This is a genomic window from Pseudomonas sp. JV241A, from assembly GCF_900275665.1.
Classification (GTDB): Bacteria; Pseudomonadota; Gammaproteobacteria; order Pseudomonadales; family Pseudomonadaceae; genus Aquipseudomonas; species Aquipseudomonas wadenswilerensis.
In genome coordinates, this window is the sequence record NZ_OPYO01000016.1 from 76,409 (window position 1) to 96,902 (window position 20,494).

General features: G+C 62.4%; 18 protein-coding genes. 6 read left to right on the forward strand and 12 right to left on the reverse strand.

Going from position 1 to position 20,494, the window contains the following annotated elements:
• Nucleotides 1–132 precede the first annotated feature (132 nt).
• Together JV241A_RS10760 and JV241A_RS10765 are read right to left on the reverse strand one after the other, a co-directional pair.
• Nucleotides 133–1,017, reverse strand: a complete 885-nt coding sequence (locus tag JV241A_RS10760; protein ID WP_115086413.1) for a dihydrodipicolinate synthase family protein — start codon at nt 1,015–1,017, stop codon at nt 133–135.
• A 36-nt stretch (nt 1,018–1,053) separates the two neighbouring features.
• Nucleotides 1,054–1,836 carry an aldolase gene (locus JV241A_RS10765; RefSeq protein WP_134062402.1) on the reverse strand — a complete coding sequence of 261 codons (783 nt, stop codon included), beginning with the start codon at nt 1,834–1,836 and terminating at the stop codon, nt 1,054–1,056.
• A 160-nt stretch (nt 1,837–1,996) separates the two neighbouring features.
• Between JV241A_RS10765 and JV241A_RS10770 the strand changes: the two genes are divergently transcribed.
• On the forward strand, nt 1,997–2,533 hold the full coding sequence (locus JV241A_RS10770) for an XRE family transcriptional regulator (protein WP_134062404.1): 537 nt from the start codon (nt 1,997–1,999) through the stop codon (nt 2,531–2,533).
• Nucleotides 2,534–2,538: 5 nt separating this feature from the next.
• Nucleotides 2,539–3,324 carry an AraC family transcriptional regulator gene (locus JV241A_RS10775; RefSeq protein WP_134062406.1) on the forward strand — a complete coding sequence of 262 codons (786 nt, stop codon included), beginning with the start codon at nt 2,539–2,541 and terminating at the stop codon, nt 3,322–3,324.
• Here JV241A_RS10775 and JV241A_RS10780 read toward each other — a convergent pair.
• On the reverse strand, nt 3,313–3,900 hold the full coding sequence (locus JV241A_RS10780; RefSeq protein WP_134062408.1) for a LysE family translocator: 588 nt from the start codon (nt 3,898–3,900) through the stop codon (nt 3,313–3,315). The genes JV241A_RS10775 and JV241A_RS10780 overlap by 12 nt on opposite strands.
• A 311-nt stretch (nt 3,901–4,211) precedes the next feature.
• Between JV241A_RS10780 and JV241A_RS10785 the strand changes: the two genes are divergently transcribed.
• Complete coding sequence (locus tag JV241A_RS10785; RefSeq protein WP_115086418.1) at nt 4,212–5,783, forward strand: TerC family protein; 1,572 nt, start codon at nt 4,212–4,214, stop codon at nt 5,781–5,783.
• Here JV241A_RS10785 and rarD read toward each other — a convergent pair.
• Nucleotides 5,746–6,633 (reverse strand): EamA family transporter RarD, encoded by an 888-nt coding sequence (rarD, locus tag JV241A_RS10790; protein ID WP_115086419.1) that lies wholly within the window; start codon nt 6,631–6,633, stop codon nt 5,746–5,748. The genes JV241A_RS10785 and rarD overlap by 38 nt on opposite strands.
• Before the next feature lie 61 nt (nt 6,634–6,694).
• Nucleotides 6,695–8,266, reverse strand: coding sequence for an EAL domain-containing protein (locus JV241A_RS10795; RefSeq protein WP_134062410.1), 1,572 nt, complete (start codon nt 8,264–8,266; stop codon nt 6,695–6,697).
• Nucleotides 8,267–8,590: 324 nt separating this feature from the next.
• Here JV241A_RS10795 and hppD point away from each other — a divergent pair, with 324 nt between their 5' ends.
• Nucleotides 8,591–9,667, forward strand: coding sequence for a 4-hydroxyphenylpyruvate dioxygenase (gene hppD / locus JV241A_RS10800; RefSeq protein WP_115086421.1), 1,077 nt, complete (start codon nt 8,591–8,593; stop codon nt 9,665–9,667).
• 767 nt (nt 9,668–10,434) lie between these two features.
• Here the strand turns inward: hppD and JV241A_RS10805 are convergent.
• The gene (locus tag JV241A_RS10805; RefSeq protein ID WP_134062412.1) at nt 10,435–11,235 is read right to left on the reverse strand and encodes a CSS-motif domain-containing protein; all 801 of its coding nucleotides are present in this window, start codon (nt 11,233–11,235) and stop codon (nt 10,435–10,437) included.
• 137 nt (nt 11,236–11,372) lie between these two features.
• On the reverse strand, nt 11,373–12,068 hold the full coding sequence (locus JV241A_RS10810) for a type 1 glutamine amidotransferase domain-containing protein (protein ID WP_115086423.1): 696 nt from the start codon (nt 12,066–12,068) through the stop codon (nt 11,373–11,375).
• Nucleotides 12,069–12,244: 176 nt separating this feature from the next.
• Here JV241A_RS10810 and JV241A_RS10815 point away from each other — a divergent pair, with 176 nt between their 5' ends.
• Both JV241A_RS10815 and JV241A_RS10820 read left to right on the forward strand, forming a co-directional pair.
• Nucleotides 12,245–12,682 carry a nucleoside deaminase gene (locus tag JV241A_RS10815; RefSeq protein ID WP_134062508.1) on the forward strand — a complete coding sequence of 146 codons (438 nt, stop codon included), beginning with the start codon at nt 12,245–12,247 and terminating at the stop codon, nt 12,680–12,682.
• Nucleotides 12,683–12,735: 53 nt separating this feature from the next.
• Nucleotides 12,736–14,775: a PAS domain-containing sensor histidine kinase gene (locus JV241A_RS10820; protein WP_134062414.1), complete on the forward strand. Its 2,040-nt coding sequence runs from the start codon at nt 12,736–12,738 to the stop codon at nt 14,773–14,775.
• Here the strand turns inward: JV241A_RS10820 and JV241A_RS10825 are convergent.
• The 5 genes from JV241A_RS10825 to JV241A_RS10845 form a co-directional block, all read right to left on the reverse strand.
• Nucleotides 14,736–15,695, reverse strand: coding sequence for a lysylphosphatidylglycerol synthase domain-containing protein (locus JV241A_RS10825; RefSeq protein ID WP_134062416.1), 960 nt, complete (start codon nt 15,693–15,695; stop codon nt 14,736–14,738). The genes JV241A_RS10820 and JV241A_RS10825 overlap by 40 nt on opposite strands.
• On the reverse strand, nt 15,692–16,903 hold the full coding sequence (gene clsB, locus JV241A_RS10830) for a cardiolipin synthase ClsB (RefSeq protein WP_134062418.1): 1,212 nt from the start codon (nt 16,901–16,903) through the stop codon (nt 15,692–15,694). Before clsB ends, JV241A_RS10825 begins: the two co-directional genes overlap by 4 nt.
• Nucleotides 16,900–17,673, reverse strand: a complete 774-nt coding sequence (locus tag JV241A_RS10835) for an endonuclease/exonuclease/phosphatase family protein (protein ID WP_115087097.1) — start codon at nt 17,671–17,673, stop codon at nt 16,900–16,902. Before JV241A_RS10835 ends, clsB begins: the two co-directional genes overlap by 4 nt.
• A gap of 5 nt (nt 17,674–17,678) precedes the next feature.
• Nucleotides 17,679–19,313, reverse strand: coding sequence for an ATP-binding protein (locus JV241A_RS10840; protein WP_134062420.1), 1,635 nt, complete (start codon nt 19,311–19,313; stop codon nt 17,679–17,681).
• A 122-nt stretch (nt 19,314–19,435) separates the two neighbouring features.
• Nucleotides 19,436–20,491: a tetratricopeptide repeat protein gene (locus JV241A_RS10845; protein WP_134062422.1), complete on the reverse strand. Its 1,056-nt coding sequence runs from the start codon at nt 20,489–20,491 to the stop codon at nt 19,436–19,438.
• Nucleotides 20,492–20,494 lie beyond the last annotated feature (3 nt).

A 20,494-nucleotide genomic window follows, 5' to 3' on the forward strand; every position in this document is an offset into this window, starting at 1 on the left:
CCGATGATAGAAACGACGGGACAGTGTACCCAGATGGGTTTTCATTACGCGGCGTCAGACTTCTCCCGAACTGGCTGGCGACTATGGGGGGGGGACCCGACACTGCCTCAGTGCCGGGTTGCTGCAGCGCCGCTACGGCATTTGCTTGAGCAACTGCTGCAAGCGCGCCTGGCCTGCAGTGTCGAGGGCGAATACCGGCCGCCGCGGTTCACCCACCGGCAAGCCGGTCATGCCCAGCCCGGCCTTGATGGTTGCCGGCAGGCCACCCTTGAGGATGAACTCCAACAGTGGCAGTTGACGGTAGAACACCGCCTTGGCCGCGTTCAGGTCGTTGGCCTGCACGGCCTGGTACAGCTGCTGGTTCAGCGTGGGGATCAGGTTCGGTGCGGCGGTGCACCAGCCGCTGGCGCCGGCCACGAATGCCTCCAGGGCCAACGGGTTGCAACCGTTGTAGAACGGTACCTTGCCCTCGCCGAGCAACTGCAGCTTGTGCATGCGCTGGATGTCGCCGGTGCTCTCCTTGACCATGGTGACGTTCTCGACCTCGCGCACGATGCGCAGGATCAGCTCCACCGACATGTCGGTACCGCTGGTGGCCGGGTTGTTGTAGAGCATGATCGGCAGCTTGATGCTGGCGCCAATCGCTCGGTAGTGCTCGAAAATCTCCGCTTCGGTGAGCTTCCAGTAGGCCGCCGGCAGCACCATCACCGCATCGGCGCCGTGTTCCTGGGCAAAGCGCGCACGGCGAATGGCGCCGGCGGTGGTCAGGTCGGAGACGCTGACGATGGTCGGTACCCGCCCGGCAATGTGGCGCAGGCTGAACGCGGCCACCTGTTGCCATTCCAGGTCGCTCAGGTAGGCGCCTTCGCCGGTGCTGCCGAGGGGGGCGATGGCATGCACGCCGCCGTCGATCAGGCGGTCGATCGAGCGGCCGAGGGCGTCGAGGTCAAGCTGCTCGCCGTCGGCACTGAACGGGGTGATGGTGTAGCCGATGATGCCGTGAAAAGTCTTGGACATGAAATCTACTCCGCAAGGTAAGTAAAAAAGCTCGGATCAGTTCAGGCAGTCGCCATGCACCCGCAGGCACTGGCGCGCATAGTAGTTAAAGGCAGCGCTGTGGCGTTTGGGCCGGGAGATCCAGTCATGGGCTTCACGGCCCAGCTCAGGGGCAATCGGCTTGATGCTGCCGGCGGCCATGGCCAGCAGTTGCAGTTTGGCGGCGCGCTCGATCAACTGGGCAATCACGCAGGCTTCCTCGATGCTGGCGCCGGTCGACAACTGGCCGTGGTGCGAGAGCAGGATGGCGCGCTTGTCGCCCAGGGCTGCACTGATGATCTCGCCTTCTTCGTTGCCCACCGGCACGCCGGGCCAGGCTTCGAGAAACGCGCAATCGTCGTACAGCGGGCAGAGGTCCATGTGCGACACCTCAAGCGGCACTTCGAGCATCGACAGGGCGGCGACGTGGGTCGGGTGGGTGTGGATGATGCAGTTCACATCCGGCCGCGCGCGGTACACCCAGCTGTGGAAGCGGTTGGCCGGGTTGGGCATGCCGTGTCCTTCGAGCACTTCCAGGTCTTCGTTGACCAGCAACAGGTTGCTGGCAGTGATTTCGTCGAATCCCAGGCCCAGTTGCTGGGTGTAGAAGGTGCCCGGTTGCGGACCGCGGGCGCTGATTTGCCCGGCAAGGCCGGAGTCGTGGCCGTTGTCGAACAGAATCCGGCAGGTCAATGCCAGCTTTTCGCGCACAGTCCACGTATTATCGGCAAGCGAGCCTTGCATCTGCTTAAGGGCCTTCTGGATCAGTTGGTCCTTGGGGAGTGCCATTGTCTTGGTCATGGGGCTATCCTCGGTGGCGTGATGGATTGTCACGGCTGGCCCACCCCGGTTGCTTGGAAGGTGACGGGGTGGTCAATCTCATGACACAATCAAGGCTATATGACACAAAGTGTCATTAGCAAGAAAAAACTTGCCCATGGCATTGGGAAAATCGCGTCACATGTCTATCCGATTGAAATTGTTGAGAAAAAAACTGGGTATTACCCTGGATACGCTGGCTGAGATGTCGGGCATGACCAAGAGTTACCTGTCCAAGGTCGAGCGCGGGCTGAACACCCCGTCGATAGCGGCTGCGTTGAAGCTGGCGCGTGCCTTGAACGTCAATGTCGAGGAGCTGTTTGCCGAAGACCAGCCAGGCCAGGCCCGCTACAGCCTAGTGCGCAACCACGAACGTCAGGCGGTAGCGGGGCCGGGGCCAGGTTATACGGTGCTGACCAAGCAGATCGGCAGCCGCAGCCTGTTGCCCTTCATCATCAGCCCGCCGCCCGAGTTCAGCGATGCTTCGTTCAAGGAGCACCTGGGCGAGGAGTTCCTGTTCGTCCATGAGGGGCAGGTAGAGGTCGACTTCATGAACGAGCGGGTGATCCTCGAACGTGGGGATGCGCTGTATTTCAACGCTCAGACCCCACACCGCCTGCGCTCGCTGGGTGAAGTACAGGCCCAGTTGCTGGTGGTGGTGCACGACGCCGAGGGCTGATGCCAATGCGCGCAAACTCCCGATTCTGGCGTGACCCGGCGCTGCCTTTCATCGAGGCGCGCAGCGTCGCCGATGGCCGCAAGGTCTGCTACGCGGCGCATTCGCACGAGAGTTTTTCGATTGGCGCAATCACGGCGGGGCGCAGTACCTACCTCAGTGGCGACAGCCATCAGAACGTGGCCGCCGGTACCGTGGTGCTGATGAACCCAGGGGTGGTGCATACCTGCAATCCCATCGACGGTGAGCCCTGGTCCTACCTGATGCTGTATGTCGACTGGTCCTGGTTGCAGGCCCTCGGGTTCTCAGCGCCAACGGCGATCAGCAGCACGTCGGCGGCGCTGTTCGACGATCTGCGGCAGTTGTTCCATCTGCTGCTGGATGAGCAGCAACCGGCCGCTGGCAAAGAGGCAGCCTTACGGGTGTTTTTCCGCGGATTGAGCCAGCGCCTGGGGGCTGGTGAACAACCGGCGACCAAGGCTGATCAGCGGCTGCTGGCGGCTGCGGCATTCATTCGCGGCCATTGCACCGAGCCATTGCGCCTGGAGGACATCAGCCAGGCTGCCGGGCTGTCTACGTCCTACCTCATCCGGGCGTTCAAGCAGCAGTTTGGCCTGACGCCCCATGGTTACCTGCTCGACCAGCGCGTGCAATACGCCCGCGCTCAGTTGCGGCGCGGCCGGCAGATCGCCGAGGTCGCCATGGAGGCCGGTTTTGCCGATCAGGCGCATTTGCAGCGCGCCTTCAAACGCCACCTGGCGGCGACGCCGGGGCATTACCGTTCAGCCCAGTAGCAGGTACAGGGCGCTGGCCACCAGCAGCATTGCCAGGCTGCGGTTGAACAGGCGCATGCGCTGCGGATTGTTGAGGTATTGACTGATCACGCTGCCAGCCCAGGCCCAGGTGGCGATCGACAGGTAGCAGATGACGAAATAGACAGCGCTGAATTGCCATAACAGCCGGGTTTCCCCATCGCCGACATAGGCGCCAATCCCGGCCACGCAGGCCAGCCAGGCTTTCGGGTTGAGCCACTGCAGGGTGGCGCCGGCAAGCATCGAAGGTGCGGCCTCGTGGCTGGCCGAACCCAGTTGGCCATTGTCCCAGGCCAGTTTCCAGGCCATGTACAGCAAAAACAGCACGCCTGCCCAGTGCAGTACCTGGGTCAGGGCCGGCCAGTAGCGCAGCAGTTGGTGCAGACCGAGGCCAATCAGCAACAGCAGCAGGGTAAAACCCACTGTTGCTCCGGTGACATGCCGCAGGCTGGCGCGCAGGCCGTGGCGGGCACCGGCGCCCAGGGCGACGATATTGACCGGGCCGGGTGAGATAGAAGCGGCCAGCGCAAAGGCGGCCATTGATAGCATCAGGCTCATGGGAAGTTCATCCAGAACAGGGGAGACCGGCACAGCCTACGGCTCGGCAAACCCTCGGGTATTGAAGAAAATTACCCAACACAGGCAATACGCTCACCGCTCACCGGCAGGAGCGGGCTTGCCCTGCGATTTACAGAATTTGAAATAGTTTCATGCTGTGAGAAAAGCCTGCTGCAATTGTAGGATCACATCCCCAATTGATTTCAGGTTGATATGACTTCGTTCTCGGAGCCTCCCAGTACCCGGCCGTCCCGGCCATTCTCCCGTCTTTGTGACGTTTTCCGTCCGTTCTCGCACATGAGTGATCGCCCATGGAATGGCTAGCCGACCCCACGGCCTGGCTGGGCCTTGCCACGCTGATTGTGCTGGAACTGGTACTGGGTATCGATAACCTGGTGTTCATCGCCATCCTCGCCGATAAACTGCCGCCCCATCAGCGCGACCGTGCGCGGGTGATCGGCCTGTCGCTGGCGCTGATCATGCGCCTGGGCCTGCTGGCCAGTATCTCGTGGATGGTGACCCTCACTGCGCCGCTGTTCGAGGTGTTCGACAAGAGCTTCTCCGGACGCGACCTGATCATGCTGTTCGGTGGTGTGTTCCTGTTGTTCAAGGCGACCATGGAACTGCACGAGCGCCTGGAAGGCCACGTTGCGCAAAACACCGGCAGCGTGCGTCACGCCGCGTTCTGGCCGATCGTCGCGCAGATCGTGGTGCTTGATGCGGTGTTCTCCCTGGACGCGGTCATCACCGCCGTGGGTATGGTCGAAGAATTGTCGATCATGATGATCGCCGTGATCTTCTCCATCGGCATCATGATCGTTGCCAGCAAGCCGTTGACCCGTTTCGTCAACAATCACCCGACGGTGATCATGCTGTGCCTGGGTTTCTTGATGATGATCGGCTTCAGCCTCACCGCCGAGGGCCTGGGCTTCCATATTCCGAAAGGCTACCTGTATGCCGCCATCGGTTTCTCGATCCTCATCGAGCTGTTCAACCAGCTGGCCCGTGCCCGCCGCAAGCGGAGCCTGCAGCAACACCGTCCGCTGCGCGAACGCACCGCCCACGCGGTAATGCGCCTGCTGGGCGGGCGCCGGGTCGAGGCCGACGACGTCGGCGAGGAGATTGCCGATCTGGTCGAGGGTGGCGAAGAGCAGGTGCTGTTCGACCGCCGCGAGCGGGTGATGATCAGCGGCGTACTGAACCTGGCCGAGCGGCCGGTCAAGACCGTGATGACGGTACGTGCCAAGGTCGATACCATCGACCTGGCGCAGCCGGCTGAAGCAATTCGTACCGCGCTGATGCATTCGTCCTACTCGCGCCTGCCGCTGATTCGTGACGGCCGCATCGAAGAACCCTTGGGCTTCGTGCACAAGAAGGAACTGCTCAAGGAGTTGTTGGCCGGTAATCAGCCGGACCTGGAGAGCCTCGCCCGGGCGCCGCTGAACCTGCTGGAGAGTTTCAGCATCCTCAACGCCCTGGAACAGATGCGCGGCCAGTCGACGCACATTGCCTTCGTGGTCAACGAGTTCGGTGATTTCACCGGGGTGCTGACCATGACCGATATCCTCGAGTCCATCGCCGGTGAATTGCCCGATGCCAGTGAAGTGGAGGGGCCGGGGATCGTCGAAGACGAGCAGGGCTTTGTCGTCAGCGGCGCCCTGAACCTCAGCCAGATCCAGGCGCGCACCGGTTTTGCCGCCAAGCCCACGGAGGACTACCAGACCCTCGCCGGCCTGGTCATGAGCCTGCTTGACCGCTTGCCGATGGTCGGCGACAGCCTGGTGTGGGACAACTGGAAGATGACTGTGGTCGCGGTGGAGGAAAGACGGGTGCGCCAGGTGCGCCTTACACCGAGCGCCGCCGTTGACGCAGCAGGTGCCTGACGCCTTCAGCGATCAGCACCAGCACCGCCAGCCAGATCGGCAGGTAAGTCAGCCACTGGTCGGGGCCGATGGTCTCGCCCAGGAGCAGGGCCACGGCCACCAGCAGCACCGGTTCGACATAGCTGAGCAGGCCGAACAGGCTGAAGGCCAGCAGGCGGCTGGCCAGTACATAACAGATCAGCGCCAGTGCGCTGATCACCCCAAGCAGTGGAATCAGGCCGTACAACCCCGGATGTTCGGCCAGGTCCTGGGCCGACAGCGGGCCCTGGATGACAAAGTACAGCGCCGCTGGCAGCAGCAGGCACATGTCGGCCCACAGCCCGCCAAGATGGTCAGTGCCACATTTGCGCCGCAGCACGAAGTACAACGGATAGCCACCGGCCACCAACAGGGTTTCCCAGGCAAAACTGCCATGTTGGTAAAGCTCATGACCGACGCCGGTGATCGCACAGGCCACCGCCACTTTCTGCAGTCGCGACAGGCGTTCTCCATAGATCAGGCGGCCGGTCAGAACCATGGTCAGCGGCAAGAGGAAATAGCCCAGCGATACTTCCAGGCTGCGCCCGTGCAACGGCGCCCAGAGGAACAGCCAGAGCTGCACGCCCATCAGCGACGAAGTCCCCAGCAGGCCGAGCAACAGCAGCGGTGTGCGCCGCACCCGTGCGAGCAAGCCGGTGACCAGCGGCCAGTCGCGGGTAAACAGCATGAACAGGGTGACGCACGGCAGGGTCAGGAGCATGCGCCAGCCGAACACCTCCTCGCCGTCGAGCGGGGTGAGCAGCGAGGTGTAGTAGTACATCACGGCAAACAGGAACGACGCCGTGACCGATGTAATGATGCCTTTTGACACAAATGCCTCGGTTGCAGAAGAAAACAGAGCGGGTAACCCGCGATGATCTCAGGCCGCAGGCCTAACCGGCAACCTCCGCCACCTGCGACGCGGGTTCGGCCTGGGCCGCCAGGGCGGCGACAAAACCCTCGATCGGCATGGGCCGGGCGAACAGGTAACCCTGCTGGAAATCGACATTGTGGTGCGCCAGGTAATCGCGCTGGGTTTCGTTTTCGACGCCTTCTGCGACGATGCCCAGTTCAAGCTTGGCCGACAGTTCGATGATGCTGTCGAGAATATGCAATGACAGGGCATCGACCCCGATCAGGGCGACGAAGCTCTGGTCGATCTTCAGGTAGTCGACCTTGAACTGGCGCAGGTAGCTGAGGCTGGACTGGCCGGTGCCGAAGTCGTCGATGGCAATCATTACCCCCAGTTCGTGCAGCTTGGCGAACAGGTCCTGGGTGACTTCGCTGGGGGCGATCAGCTTGCGTTCGGTCAGTTCCAGGGTCAGCAGCACGCGCCCGGGCGGGAAGGCGGCGAGAAAGTCCCGGCAGTCGTCGTACAGGGCCAGGTCCTGGCAATGATCGGCGGTGATGTTGATGCCGACATGAAAGCCATCCTCCATCAGCGCGGCATGGGGTGCCAGCAGCTCGGCGGTGCGGCGCATGAGGATGCGCGTCATCGGCACGATCTGGCCGCTGTGCTCGGCGTAGGGGATGAACAGGTCGGGGCGTACCAGGCCTTCGCGTGGGTGCTGCCAGCGCATCAGCACTTCGGCGCCGGCCCAGCGATAGTCGCCCTTGCGTACCACCGGCTGGAAGTACGGCAAAAATTCGTTGGCTTCCATGGCCCGCTGCAACTCGGCCCGTGGCGAACTGGCGCGACGCAGCATCCAGCGGCACACGGCGCCGGCAATCACCCCGAGAAACACCAGCAAGCCGAACAGGGCAGGGTATTCATCGCGCATCACCTGGCCGACCTTGCCCGCTTCATAACCGCTGTGGATCGAGAAAGGGTAGTGGCTGGAGGTGAGCCGCACCGGCGCCACCGCGGCGGCGGGGGCGATACCTTCATGCACCACGCCGTCCTTGCCCATCCAGTAACGGCCCACCTGCAGCAACAACCGGGTGTGCGGGCCGATCAGGCGCAGGGCGGTGAGCAGGTGGTCGCCATCGACGGTACTGATGGCGCCGCGCTCGCCTTCGCTGACCCGATACACCAGCAACGGATGGCCCGGGGTCACCGAGTTGCCGTTCATCAGCCAGAGTTTGCCGTCGACGTAGTCGCTGGCATTGACCGGTTCGCTGTACGGGCCGAACAGCGAGCTGCAATACAGTTCGTTGCGATAAACCAGGTTGGTGGAACGCACGAAGGAGCGGCGGGTGACCTGGTCGCGCAGGGCCAGTTTTTCTTCCATGCACGGCAGCCCGGCCAGCGGCAGCAGCGACTGCGCCGCGCCGGAGATGTTGTCCAGGATCAGCTCGACCTGGGCCACCACCTGCTGTGCGGTGGCGCTGCTGCGAGCCTCAAGCTCGCGCTCGGCTTGCCAGAACATGATCACCAGGCCGCACAGCACCGGTACCGCGCCGACGGCCCAGGGCAGCAGGGCACGCAAGGTCCAGCGTCCGGGGCGTTTTACCGTGAAAGGCATGGCGGCTAACCTGTACTGGCGGCGAAGGAAAACGGCTGTCCGCCTAGGATAGCCGTTCGTCGGCCGTCGGGCGTCAACTTAAGTGCGGACAAATCGGTTTACGCACTGTAGAATCCCGTTACGCATACAATAATAAGGTTCTCCACCTTCGGGGAATCAACCCGCCGAGAATGGGTCCATATGAAGTGTCATGGGTTCAAGCTGATCTATGGTGACTACCTCGCCAGAAGTGTGAGGGGCATCTCTTGCGCGCCACCACGCCTGCTCGACATCGATAGCAATTAACAACCGTTATTTACCCGCTTTGATGATGAGGAAACGAGCATGGCTGATATCTTTGAAAACCCGATGGGCCTGATGGGCTTTGAATTCATCGAGTTCGCATCGCCGACCCCGGGCGCCCTGGAACCGATCTTCCAGATCATGGGTTTCACCAAGGTGGCTACCCACCGTTCCAAGGACGTGCACCTGTACCGCCAGGGCGGTATCAACCTGATCCTGAACAACGAACCGAAAAGCGTCGCTTCGTACTTTGCCGCCGAGCATGGCCCTTCGGTATGCGGCATGGCCTTCCGTGTGCGTAACGCCCACGAAGCCTACGCCCGCGCCCTCGAACTGGGGGCCCAGCCGGTGGAAATCGAAACCGGTCCGATGGAGCTGCGTCTGCCGGCGATCAAAGGTATCGGTGGTGCGCCGCTGTACCTGATCGACCGTTTTGAAGAAGGCAGCTCGATCTATGACATCGACTTCAACTTCATTGAGGGCGTCGATCGTCATCCAGTCGGTGCCGGCCTCAAGATCATCGATCACCTGACCCACAACGTTTACCGCGGGCGCATGGCCTACTGGGCCGGTTTCTACGAGAAACTGTTCAACTTCCGCGAGATCCGTTACTTCGACATCAAGGGTGAGTACACCGGCCTGACCTCCAAGGCCATGACCGCACCTGACGGCATGATCCGTATCCCGCTGAACGAGGAATCGTCCAAGGGTGCCGGGCAGATCGAAGAGTTCCTCATGCAGTTCAATGGCGAGGGCATCCAGCACGTGGCCTTCCTCAGCGACAACCTGCTCGAGAGCTGGGACGCCCTGAAAAAACTCGGCATGCGTTTCATGACCGCGCCGCCGGAGACCTACTACGAGATGCTCGAAGGCCGTCTGCCGGGTCACGGCGAGCCGGTCGGCGAGCTGCAGGCCCGTGGCATCCTGCTTGACGGCTCCTCCGAGTCCGGTGACAAGCGCCTGCTGCTGCAGATCTTCTCGGAAACCCTGATGGGCCCGGTGTTCTTCGAGTTCATCCAGCGCAAGGGTGACGATGGCTTCGGTGAAGGCAACTTCAAGGCCCTGTTCGAGTCGATCGAGCGAGACCAGGTGCGTCGCGGTGTTCTGAGCACTGACTGATCTGCATCGCTACTGAAAAGGCCATTGGGCGTATGCTCAATGGCCTTTTTTTTAGGTTCTCCACGGAATCCCGGAGGCTATGATTCTTCGGTTGGGTTGGGATGTTGAGGCTGCGGGCTTATCCATTCGCTGTGGCGCTGCTGCTGGCCCCTTCCGCCCTTACGGCGGCCTACTTTTCTCTTGGGAAAAGGTAGGCAAAACCGCTTGCTCCTGCATACGGCCCTACGCTGCGCTTCGGGTCCCCTCGCTACGGCACCTTCGCTCGGCCTCCTGAAGTCGCCTTTCGCGGCGCCTGGAAGTACGTGCATGAACATCAAGATCAAGATCAACATCAAGATGAAGCAGTCGGTCCTCGCTTCAGCGTCAGCTTGGCGCCGCCATAATCTGCTTTCGCAGATACGTCAGTGCAGGCGCCGCCCGTAATTTCGCGACTTCAGGAGGCTGAGCGTAGGTGTCTGGAGGGGGCTGGTGCGTAGCACCCTTCGGCCCAGGCCGAAGTCGCGAGACGTAGACTTGGCGAAGCAAGTCGTAGGCCGCGATGCCCCTGGAAGGCACCGTAGCGAAGGAACCCGGAGCGCAGCGTAGGGCCGTATGCTGGAGCGAGCGGTTTTGGTTCCTTTTGCCAAGACAAAAGGGACCCGCCGTAAGGGCGGAAGGGGCCGGCAGCGGCGCCACAGCGAATGGATAAGCCCGCAGCCGTAGCCTCAACATCCCAACCCAAGGCTCATAGCCCCGGGATTCCGTGAAGGGCTTTTTTATGCAGGCGTTCAAACGGTAGGAGGCGCAGGTGTGCGGCGTCTACGGAACAAGCCCCAGTACGCCACCGCCGCCGTAATGATGCCAACCAGCAGCAATGACGGCGCGGTTGAAGCCGAGGCCTGGCGGATCATTCGCCAGGTATGGCCATGCGGGTAGCCAGCGTGCACTGTGTAGCCATATTTCTCGGAGACCAGGCGCTGCGAGTCCTCGGCATGGTTGGGTATTTGTGATTCGATGCCACTGCCGGTTGCCCAGAGGTAGTCGGAGCCGAACTGCAGGGCCAGCACGATGGAGTTTTTGAAGCCCAGCAATTCGGCTTGCAAACTGCGGGCATCGTTGAGGGCGATGACGCCAAAAGGGTATTCCTGTATGCGGTAATGCAATACGGGAACGTCTGGCGTGACGACGTTGCGCAGATCCAGGCGCAGGCGCTGGTTGAGGTATTCACCGGGGTCGATCTGCCTGTCAACGTTACCGAGCAGGGAGCTACAGTAGCCTCGGTTCTCTCTGACCAGCACCAGCGAGCGCACGTTGGGTTGCTTGAAGGCTTCCTGACGCAGGGCAGGCAGGACCTCCTCGCACGTTCGCCCAGCCAGCCCCAGCACTGCTCCGCTGGCGCCGTGCAGGGTATCGATTACCCGGTCAATGGCATAAACGGCCTCAACAGCAGACACTTTGGCGGTTTCTTCCTGCTTGCGCTCAACCTGCAGTGCCAGCACCAGAAGGCCACAGGCCACAGGCGCCAGGCCGATCAGCAGGGTTATCAGAAACTCGAGCAAACTGCGGCCGGCAAGACGGGATGGAGCCATGATTGCACCTCTATGCTGAACGAGAACCCGATCTTCCTGGTCGGGTGATACTCGCCAGCATAAAGAGTGCAATCAGCGGCGGCTGTAGGCCACGTTTACCGTAGATGAAGTACCAATCGGCAATCCGGGTAAGCGCCTCAACGCTTTTTCAGCGCGGCCACTACCAGGTCAGCCACCACGCCAGCGGAGGCGGGGTTCTGACCGGTGATCAAGCGTCCCTCTTTCTGGTCGGCAATGGCGAAGGGCAGCCACGGCTCCTCAGCCTTGAGATACAGCCCGCCACGGGCTTTGAGCTCGGTTTCGGTCAGATAAGGTACGACCTTGTCCAGTTCAGCCAGTTTCTCTTCAGTGTCGGAAAAGCCGGTGACTTCGCGGTCCTTGACCAGCAAGGTGTTGTCACTGAGCTTGATGTTGAGCAGGCCGACCGCGCCATGACACACCGATGCCACCACGCCACCGGCCTCGAAGATGCGCCGGGCCAGGTCCTGCAGTTCGGTGTTGTCGGGAAAGTCCCAGATGACACCGTGACCGCCGGTATAGTAGATGACGCTGTAATCCTGGGCCTTGACCTCTCCGGGGCTGAGGGTCTTGCCCAGGCGGTTCATGAACGCCTTGTTCTGGTACCACTCCCAATCGATATCTGCGGCCATTTGCAGGCTGTGCGGGTCGATGGGTACGTAGCCGCCGCCGGGGCTCAGGTAGTCGACCTTGTAGCCAGCCTTTTCGACTTTATCGACAAAATGCACCGCTTCACCCAGCCACAGACCCGTGGCGCGCTTCAGTGTCGGGTATTTGGCCGTATTGGTCAGCACCACCAGTATTTTCTTGCTCATCGCAACGCTCCCTGTACTGGAACGGACCCGGACTGCCCGGGCCACAGAGGAGAAACCTGTTCAGCATAGTAGCGGCTGGCATGGATGCCATTCCCGGCTGGCGATATGCTAGCCTGCGAAGATAGTCCGCAACGCTACAGGGAGTCGACCAACGGATGAGCACTATGACCCAAACCGTGGATGCGTTCATGCAGGCAGCCATCGAAGAGGCCCAACAGGGCCGTAATGAGGGCGGCATACCGATCGGTTCTGTGCTGGTGCACGACAACCAAATCATCGGACGCGGCCATAACCGCCGCGTGCAACAGGGCAGCGCGATCCTGCACGGCGAAATGGACGCCCTGGAAAACGCCGGGCGCCAGCCCGCCAGCCTCTATGCCGAGGCCACCCTGTACACCACCTTGTCGCCGTGCCCGATGTGCAGCGGGGCGATCCTGCTGTACGGCATCAAGCGCGTCATTGTTGGCGAAAACCAGACCTTCATGGGCGAGGAAGACCTGCTCAAGGCCCGTGGTGTCGACGTGCAGGTGCTGCACAATGATAACTGCGTCAAGATGATGAGCGATTTTATCCAGGAGCATCCCGAGCTCTGGAACGAAGATATCGGCGTCTAGGTCCGATTGTTCAGACCCCCAACCGTTAGCCGAGCTCGCCCATGTCAGGATCAATGAGTGTAAAGGTTCGCAACCATGACTGGGCCAGTACGGCCCTCGGGCCTTTGCACCTGTGGCCCGCGTCATTGCGCATTGCCGTGGACATGCTGCTGGCATCGAAATTCCCCGGATGCCTGGTCTGGGGGCCGCAGTTGGTGACTATCTACAACGATGCCTTCAAGCCGATCCTCGGGGCCAAGCCTGAAGCGCTGGGGCGCGGTTTTGACGAGGTCTGGAGCGAGGCGTGGGACAGCATCGGTGCCCTGGTGTTTCGCACGCTGTCGGGCGAGGCGATCTTCATCGAGAACTTCCCGCTGATGATCAATCGCAACGGCTCGATGGAACAGACTTACTTCACGTTCTGCTACAGCCCCATCCGTGATGAGCGCGGGGCGGTGGCCGGTTTCCTCGACACGGTGATCGAGACCACCGCCAGCGTCGAAGCCGAGCTGCAGTGGCGCCACCTGACCAACACCTTCGAGCGCCAGGTGCAGGAGCGCACGGCTGACCGCAACCGGTTCTGGCAGTTGTCCAGCGATATCATGCTGGTTGTCTTGCCGGACTTGCGCATCAGCGCCGTCAATCCGGCCTGGACCCAGGTCCTGGGCTGGCACGAAGACGAGGTGCTGCAAACCTCGGTCATGTCCTTGGTACACGCCGACGATCACCAGGAGGTCGTGTCGGTGGTCGAACGCCTGCGGGCCGGTCAAAGCACTGAAAATACGGTCAGCCGCTTGCGTCACAAGGACGGGCATTATCGTTGGTTAAACTGGGCCGCGGTGCCTTCGGAGCTTGGCTTTACCGCCGTTGGCAACGACATCACCCAGGAGCGCGAACGCGAAGAAACATTGCGCCACGCTGAAGAGCTGCTGCGCCAAAGCCAGAAGATGGAGGCCATCGGGCAGCTTTCCGGCGGTATGGCCCATGACTTCAACAACCTGCTGACCGGCATATGCGGCAGCCTTGAACTGCTTGAACGGCGCATTGCCCAAGGGCACCTGGAAAACCTGCACGTCTACCTCGATGCCGCCCGCGGCGCGGCCAAGCGCGCGGCGACACTGACCCATCGACTGCTGGCTTTTTCCCGGCGCCAGGCGCTCGATCCCAAGCCTGCCTGTATCAATCAACTGGTACTGGACATCGAGCAGCTGATACAGCAGACCGTCGGTACTCATATCGATTTGCAGGTCCAGGTCGAACCTGCCCCCTGGTGGGTGCTGATCGACGCCAATCAGCTGGAAAACGCCCTGATCAACCTGTGCATCAATGCCCGCGACGCCATGAGCGCAGGCGGTTGCCTGCGCATCACTACCGGTAACGAACGGCATGAACTGGCCTTCGAAGGTGAAGACGGCCTGGCCCCCGGGGACTACTTTTCACTGCAGGTACAGGACAACGGCCATGGCATGAACGCCGACATCGTCGCGCGGGCTTTCGACCCGTTTTTCACCACCAAGCCGGTGGGGCAGGGCACCGGGCTGGGTTTGTCGATGGTCTACGGGTTCGTCCGTCAGTCGGGCGGGCGGGTATGGATCGATTCCAGTCCCGGGCAGGGTACCCGGGTGAAGATACTCCTGCCACGTTACCTGGATGAACTGCCGGAGCCTGCGCCTGGCGAGCCTTCCCGCAAGGCTTACGCGCGCGCCAAGGGTGAACGCATCCTGCTGGTCGACGACGAGAGTACCTTGCGCTTGCTGATCAAGGAGGCCCTTGAAGAAGAGGGCTTCGAAGTGTTCGAGGCGGGCGATGCCAAGGCGGCGTTGCAGCAGTTTCGCCAGTTGGGCACGGTCGACCTGCTGATCACCGATATCGGCCTGCCGGGTGGCCTCAGCGGCCGACAGCTGGCCAACGCCGTGCACACGATCCAGCCGCAGCAAAAGGTGCTGTTGATTACCGGTTTCGCAGAACAGCAGGTGACCGAAGAGCAAGTGCTTGAGCCCGGTGTCGCGCTGATGACCAAGCCCTTTGCCCTGGAAGACCTTGTGCATCAGGTGCACGAGATGCTTGAAGCGGTTCAGCCGGTGCTCCTCGACCTTTCCCCGGCGCTGCGCTGACTGGCCAGGCGTTCGAGCAACAGATACACCAGCGTGGCGATCAGCAGCGGCAGCAGAAAGTAGATCGCCCGGTAGCCAATCAACGCGGCAAGCAGCGTGCCTTTGCCGTAAGTCCCCTGCAGCAGGGTCAGGAACACCGTTTCCAGTACGCCCAGCCCGGCCGGGATATGGGTAATGACCCCGGCGATGCTGCTGATCATCAGCACTGCCAGCACGGTCGGGTAGTCCGCCCCTTTGGGCAACAGGGTGAACACCACCAGCGCCATCAACGACCAGTTGCAGGCGCCCATCAGCACTTGCAGCGCAGCCAGGCGGATGCCCGGCAGGGTGATCGGGTGCTTGCGAAAGCGCCAGGTGCGGCGTGTGGCGAAGGCGCAGGCCAGCAGGTAGGCGATGGCCACCAGCAGCAACACGGCACCGATCAGGCGCAAGCCGGTGTTGCCGATCTCCATGCCGGCCGGCAACCTCGGCAGACCACAGACAAACAAGCTGCCCGCCACTGCGAAATAGCCCACCCAGTTGGTCAATAGCCCCAGGCTGAGGATCCGGGTAATGGTCGAGACCTTCAGGCCAAGGCGGGTATACAACCGGTAGCGCAGTGCAATGCCACCGACCCAGGCGCTCAGGTTGAGGTTGAAGGCATAGCACACGAACGCCAGCGGCAGCACCTGACGCGCCGGCAAGTGGTGCCCGGTGTAGTGGCGCCCGAGCAGGTCGAAGCTGCTGAACAGGGCAAAGCTGCACCACGCCACCCCGCCGGCCATGCCCAGGGTGCTCCAGCGATAGGCGGCCAGCGCTTGCCGTACCTCCTGCCAGTCGAGGTTTTTCAGCACGGTAAACAGCAGCACCGGCACCAGGATGAAAAAACCCAGGGTCAGCAGCTGGCGGGCGCGACGCCAGAGTTTCCTGTGCGGGTTCATGTCGGCTTGCCTGTTGCTTCGCTACCTTCGTACAGCGGTTTCAGGCGCGGTACATGGGCCGGCAGCCAGCCCATCAGGGCCGGGAAATGACGGATGAAATGAAAGGTCAGGAAGATCAGCGGCGCCCGCCACCAGTAGCCGCGCAGTGCCCGCTGCAGGCTGACTGCTTTGCAGCGGTGGGTGGTAAGCTCCTGCAGGTGTTCGTGCAGGCGGGTGTTGAAGGTCTCATCGCGGATGATCAGGTTGGCTTCAAGGTTCAGGGCCAGGCTCAAGGGGTCGAGGTTGCTTGAACCGACTGTCGACCAGTGCCGGTCAACCAGCGCCACTTTGCCGTGCAGCGGCCGTTCGCAATACTCGAAAATGCGCACGCCGTCCCTGATCAGGTAGTTGTAGAGCAAGCGTGAGCACAGCCGTACCCAGGGCATGTCGGGCATGCCCTGCAATACCAGGGTGACCCTGACGCCCCGACGGGCGGCATTGCGAATCGCCCGCAGTAGCCGGTAACCGGGAAAGAAGTAGGCGTTGGCGATGGTGATACGTTCACGGGCCGCACTCAGTGCCCTGAGGTAGTGTTGCTCGATGTCATTGGGGTGGTCCTGGTTGTCGCGAATGCACAGGGTCATGCTGGCCTGTTCGCTGTCCGGATTGATCGGTACCCGGCGTTGCCACCAGCGCCGGGTGCCCGGCCTGAGCACGCTCTGTTGTTCCAGCAAGCGAAGGGTGGCGCGCTGCAGGTCGGCGACGATCGGCCCGCGCACCTGCACGGCGTAGTCCTGTTTGGCCATCGGCCCGAAATCGGCCAGGTGATCGGCGCAGTAATTGATACCGCCGACAAAGCCGACCTCGCCATCGACCACCAGGATCTTGCGGTGCAGGCGGCGAAACAGGTTGGTGCGCATGCCCAGGCGTTTCGGGCTGGGGTCGAAGGCTTGCAAATGGACACCGGCCTCGCTGAGTTCGCGCAGGTAATCAAGGCTCAGGTCGGCGGTGCCGTAGCCATCGACCAGCATTTCGACTTTCACTCCGCGCTTGGCGGCAGCGATCAACAGTTGCTGCAACTGCTTGCCGACCTTGTCCTCATAGATGATGAAGGTCTCCAGGAGGATTTCCACCCGCGCCTGCTCGATGGCGGCAAAGGCGCTGTCGAAGTATTCCTCGCCATTGATCAGCAGTTGAACCTGGTTGTCGGGTCGCCACTGGCTGTTCACAGGTGCACCTCCACTGCCAATGGCAGGTGATCGGAAAGGTGGGTCCAGGGTTTGCGGGCCATGACCTTGGGGGCATGCGCCCGGGCGTTGCGCAGGTAGATGCGGTCCAGGCACAGCAGCGGCCAGCGCGCCGGAAAACTGCGCGCCGGGCGGCCATGAGCCTGGCTGAACACTTCATGTAACCCGCACTCGGCCAGCACCCCGTCGGCGCGCTGGCGCCAGTCGTTGAAGTCGCCGGCAACGATCACCGGGGCATCGCCGGGCAGGCTGTGCAGCAACTCGCACAGCAGGTGCAATTGCCGCCGGCGCTGACGTTCGTCCAGGCCCAGGTGCACGCAGACCGTATGCAGTTCGGTGTCCGCCGGCAAGGCCAGCACTGCATGCAGCAAGCCACGTTGTTCGCTGCCATGGACGCTGACGTCAAGATTGTCATGGCGCAGGATCGGGTACTTGGACAGCAGCGCATTGCCGTGTTCGCCTTCCGGATACACGGCGTTGCGGCCATAGGCGAACACCGGCCAGAGGCTGTCGGCGAGAAACTCGTATTGCGGCACATCCGACCAGTTGCGGTGGCGCAGGCCGTGGTGGCGATGGCTGCCGAGCACTTCCTGGAGGAACACCAGATCGGCGTCCTCGCTGCGCACCGCTTCACGCAGCTCAGGCAATACGTAATGGCGGTTCAGCGGGCTGAAACCCTTGTGGGCATTGACCGTCAGCACCCGCAACGTGTGCACCGCCGGTGCCGCGGCGAGGGGGCCGTCGGGCTGCATCTGGCTCATGGTCGGCTGCCCTTGCCGAGAATCTGCGCGACCTTGTCGGTCAACTGGGCGAATTCGAAAGGCTTGCAGATCATCTGCATGCCAGCGTCGAGGAAGCCGCCGCGGGCCACTGCGGTTTCGGCGTAGCCGGTGATGAACAGCACCTTGAGCTGGGGCCGCAACTGACGACCGATCTCTGCCAACTGGCGGCCGTTCATGCCCGGCAACCCGACGTCGCTGACCAACAGGTCGACCGGCTCCCCGGCCTGCAGGATCGCCAGGGCGATATTGGCATCTTCGGCCACCGTGCACTGGTAACCCTGCTCATCCAGCGCCTGGTGCACCAGCAGGCGAACGGTGGGGTCATCTTCGACAATCAACACGTTCTGACTGGCGGTAGCGGCGGAAGGCTGCGGTACTTCGACCTCAGACTCGAGTCGTTGTGCTGCATGCCGTGGCAGGTAAACATCGACGCGCGTGCCGTGGCCGATGCGGCTGTGCAAGGCCACGTGGCCCTGGGACTGCTTGCTGAAGCCGTACACCATCGACAACCCCAGGCCCGTGCCCTGGCCGATCGGCTTGGTGGTGAAGAACGGGTCGAAGGCGCGGTCCAGGGTGCTCTGCGGCATGCCACAGCCATTGTCATGCAGACTGATCAGCACATAGTCGCCGGCGGCCAGGGAGTGACCACCAAACAGGGTACCGTCGAGGCGCTGGTTACTGGCGCTGACGGTAAGGCGTCCGCCATTGGGCATGGCATCATGGGCATTGCTCAGCAGGTTGCCGAGTGCTTCCTGCAGTTGCACCGGGTCTGCTTCCACAGCCCATAACTCGGGCTCGATGCGTACTTGCAGCTTGATCTGTGGACCGAGCACCGACTTCAGTTGCTCTGCCGTCAACAGTGCAGCGACCTGCACCGGGTGCGCATCCAGTGACTGCCGACTGGAGAACGCCAGCAGGCGGTGGGTCATGCTGGCTGCGCGCTTGACCGCTTCCTGGCTGAGGCTGAGCAGGGCCGGCAGGGTGTCGGTGCGGCCTTGCTGCAAGCGTTTGCCGATCATTTCCAGGCTGCCGCCGATGCCGGTCAGCAAGTTGTTGAAGTCGTGGGCCACACCGCCGGCCAGTTGGCCGATGGCTTCCATTTTCTGCGACTGGCGCAGGTAATGTTCTTCCTCGCGTAACTGGCGCAGCTGCGCTTCGACCCGGTGCGTCTGACGCTCCAGTTCCTGGCTCTGGTTACGTGCCTGGTACTGTCGGCGCCGCGCGCGCAACGAGGCGTGGGTCAGGGCGAGAAGAGTGTCGGGTTCGAACGGACATTGCAGCAGGAACAGGTTGCCAAGGGCAGCGTGTCGGCTTTGCGGCGGGCTTTGACCTTGTATCGGCGGCCCCGTCAGCAGCAGCACGGGCAGGTCCGACCACAACGGCTGCTTGCCAAGGTAGAGATGCAAGGGCGAGCGGGTGCTACCGTCCAGGCAGGTGTCGGCGATGATCGCCAGGCCTACGCCCTGTTCCAGGGCAAGCCCGAGGTCTTCCATGGTGGCGGCTTGCAGCGCCTGAATGCCGGCCTTGTCGAGCAGGCGCTGGGCCAGCTGGCTGAGCTGGGCCGGCGCCAGAATCAGCGCTCGTTCGGCATTGGCTAACGCGTTGCCCACGGGTGGTCTCCTTTGATAACGCTCAGGCAAGCACCGCCGGTGCCTGCTGTCCTCGCACTATCTCTGGACCACAGCCGTTGCGTGGGGGTTCAACCGGGTTGGCGGACGGTTGTCGGGAGCGTTCAAAGGCCTTGCTGCACCAGTGGATCGTCCGGGTTCTGCTGCTCCAGCTGGGCCAGCAGCACTTGCACATTCTGCAACTGGCCGGTTTCTTTCCAGTACTCGATCAGCAGCACCCGCGCCTTGCGGTTGGCCGGTTGCCGGGCAAGGATGGTTTCCAGCTGCTTTTGCGCGGCATCGACCTGCTCCAGCTGGTGCAGGCTGGTGGCCAGGGTGTAGCGGTAGTCGTGGTTGTCCGGTTCCAGTTCCAGGGCCCGGGCGAAGGCCAGCAGGGCGTATTCGTCCTGGCCGTGGCGCAGCAGCCAGCGCCCCAGTTCGTGTTGCAGGAAGGCAGAGTCGGGGCGCTTCTGCAGCGCTTTAGCCAACACCTGGCGTGAGGCGTCGGTCTGGTCCTGGCGCTCCAGCAGCTGGACCTGGGCGGCCAGCGCTTCGAGATTGTCCGGGGCCAGTTGCAGGGTGCGTTCCAGTGCTTGCCCGGCCTCCTGATAGCTGTTCTCGTGCAGGTACAGCTGGGCCAGGTGCAACTGGGCGCTGGCATCGTCGCTGCGCTTGGCCAGGAGCTGCTGGTACTGCTCCAGCACTTCCTGCAGCGGTCCGTAATACAGGCCGATATCGTCCGCGCTCAGCCCGAGCAGGGCATCGACCACGGCAAAGCGTACGCTTTGCTCTTCGTCATCGAGCAACGGGCCGAGCACCAGGCTGCGCTGGGTACCGGGCAGCATCGCCTGGATGCTGGCGACGGCGGCACGGCGCACCAGCGGGTCTTCATGCTGCAGGTCGCGGTTGGCCAGTTTCAGGGCCAGGGGCGAGGGGTAATTGGGCAGTTCGGCGTACAGGCTGGCGCGGCGGATGGACGACAGGTCAGCGCGGCCCAATTGCTGGTAGAGCACCCGTGCGGCCCCAGGCTGGCCGTCATGGGCCATGGTCAGAGCCTTGGTGTAGCTGTGCTTGAGGGCCGGGCTGGGAGCAGGGCTGTCGTCACGCCAGAAATAGCCACCCAGGCCGAGGATGATGAGCAAGGTCAGGCTGATGAGTGTGTACTGGCGCTGTTTCGACATGGT

Excerpts from the sequence above, each read along its gene's own strand:
- JV241A_RS10785 (WP_115086418.1), top strand. The coding sequence starts at position 4,212 with ATGGAATGGCTAGCCGACCCCACGGCCTGGCTGGGCCTTGCCACGCTG.
- JV241A_RS10780 (WP_134062408.1), bottom strand. The coding sequence starts at position 3,900 with ATGAGCCTGATGCTATCAATGGCCGCCTTTGCGCTGGCCGCTTCTATC.
- JV241A_RS10770 (WP_134062404.1), top strand. The coding sequence starts at position 1,997 with ATGTCTATCCGATTGAAATTGTTGAGAAAAAAACTGGGTATTACCCTG.
- JV241A_RS10810 (WP_115086423.1), bottom strand. The coding sequence starts at position 12,068 with ATGAGCAAGAAAATACTGGTGGTGCTGACCAATACGGCCAAATACCCG.
- hppD (WP_115086421.1), top strand. The coding sequence starts at position 8,591 with ATGGCTGATATCTTTGAAAACCCGATGGGCCTGATGGGCTTTGAATTC.
- JV241A_RS10795 (WP_134062410.1), bottom strand. The coding sequence starts at position 8,266 with ATGCCTTTCACGGTAAAACGCCCCGGACGCTGGACCTTGCGTGCCCTG.
- JV241A_RS10765 (WP_134062402.1), bottom strand. The coding sequence starts at position 1,836 with ATGACCAAGACAATGGCACTCCCCAAGGACCAACTGATCCAGAAGGCC.
- JV241A_RS10820 (WP_134062414.1), top strand. The coding sequence starts at position 12,736 with ATGAGTGTAAAGGTTCGCAACCATGACTGGGCCAGTACGGCCCTCGGG.
- JV241A_RS10825 (WP_134062416.1), bottom strand. The coding sequence starts at position 15,695 with ATGAACCCGCACAGGAAACTCTGGCGTCGCGCCCGCCAGCTGCTGACC.
- JV241A_RS10760 (WP_115086413.1), bottom strand. The coding sequence starts at position 1,017 with ATGTCCAAGACTTTTCACGGCATCATCGGCTACACCATCACCCCGTTC.
- JV241A_RS10775 (WP_134062406.1), top strand. The coding sequence starts at position 2,539 with ATGCGCGCAAACTCCCGATTCTGGCGTGACCCGGCGCTGCCTTTCATC.
- JV241A_RS10835 (WP_115087097.1), bottom strand. The coding sequence starts at position 17,673 with ATGCAGCCCGACGGCCCCCTCGCCGCGGCACCGGCGGTGCACACGTTG.
- JV241A_RS10845 (WP_134062422.1), bottom strand. The coding sequence starts at position 20,491 with ATGTCGAAACAGCGCCAGTACACACTCATCAGCCTGACCTTGCTCATC.
- JV241A_RS10805 (WP_134062412.1), bottom strand. The coding sequence starts at position 11,235 with ATGGCTCCATCCCGTCTTGCCGGCCGCAGTTTGCTCGAGTTTCTGATA.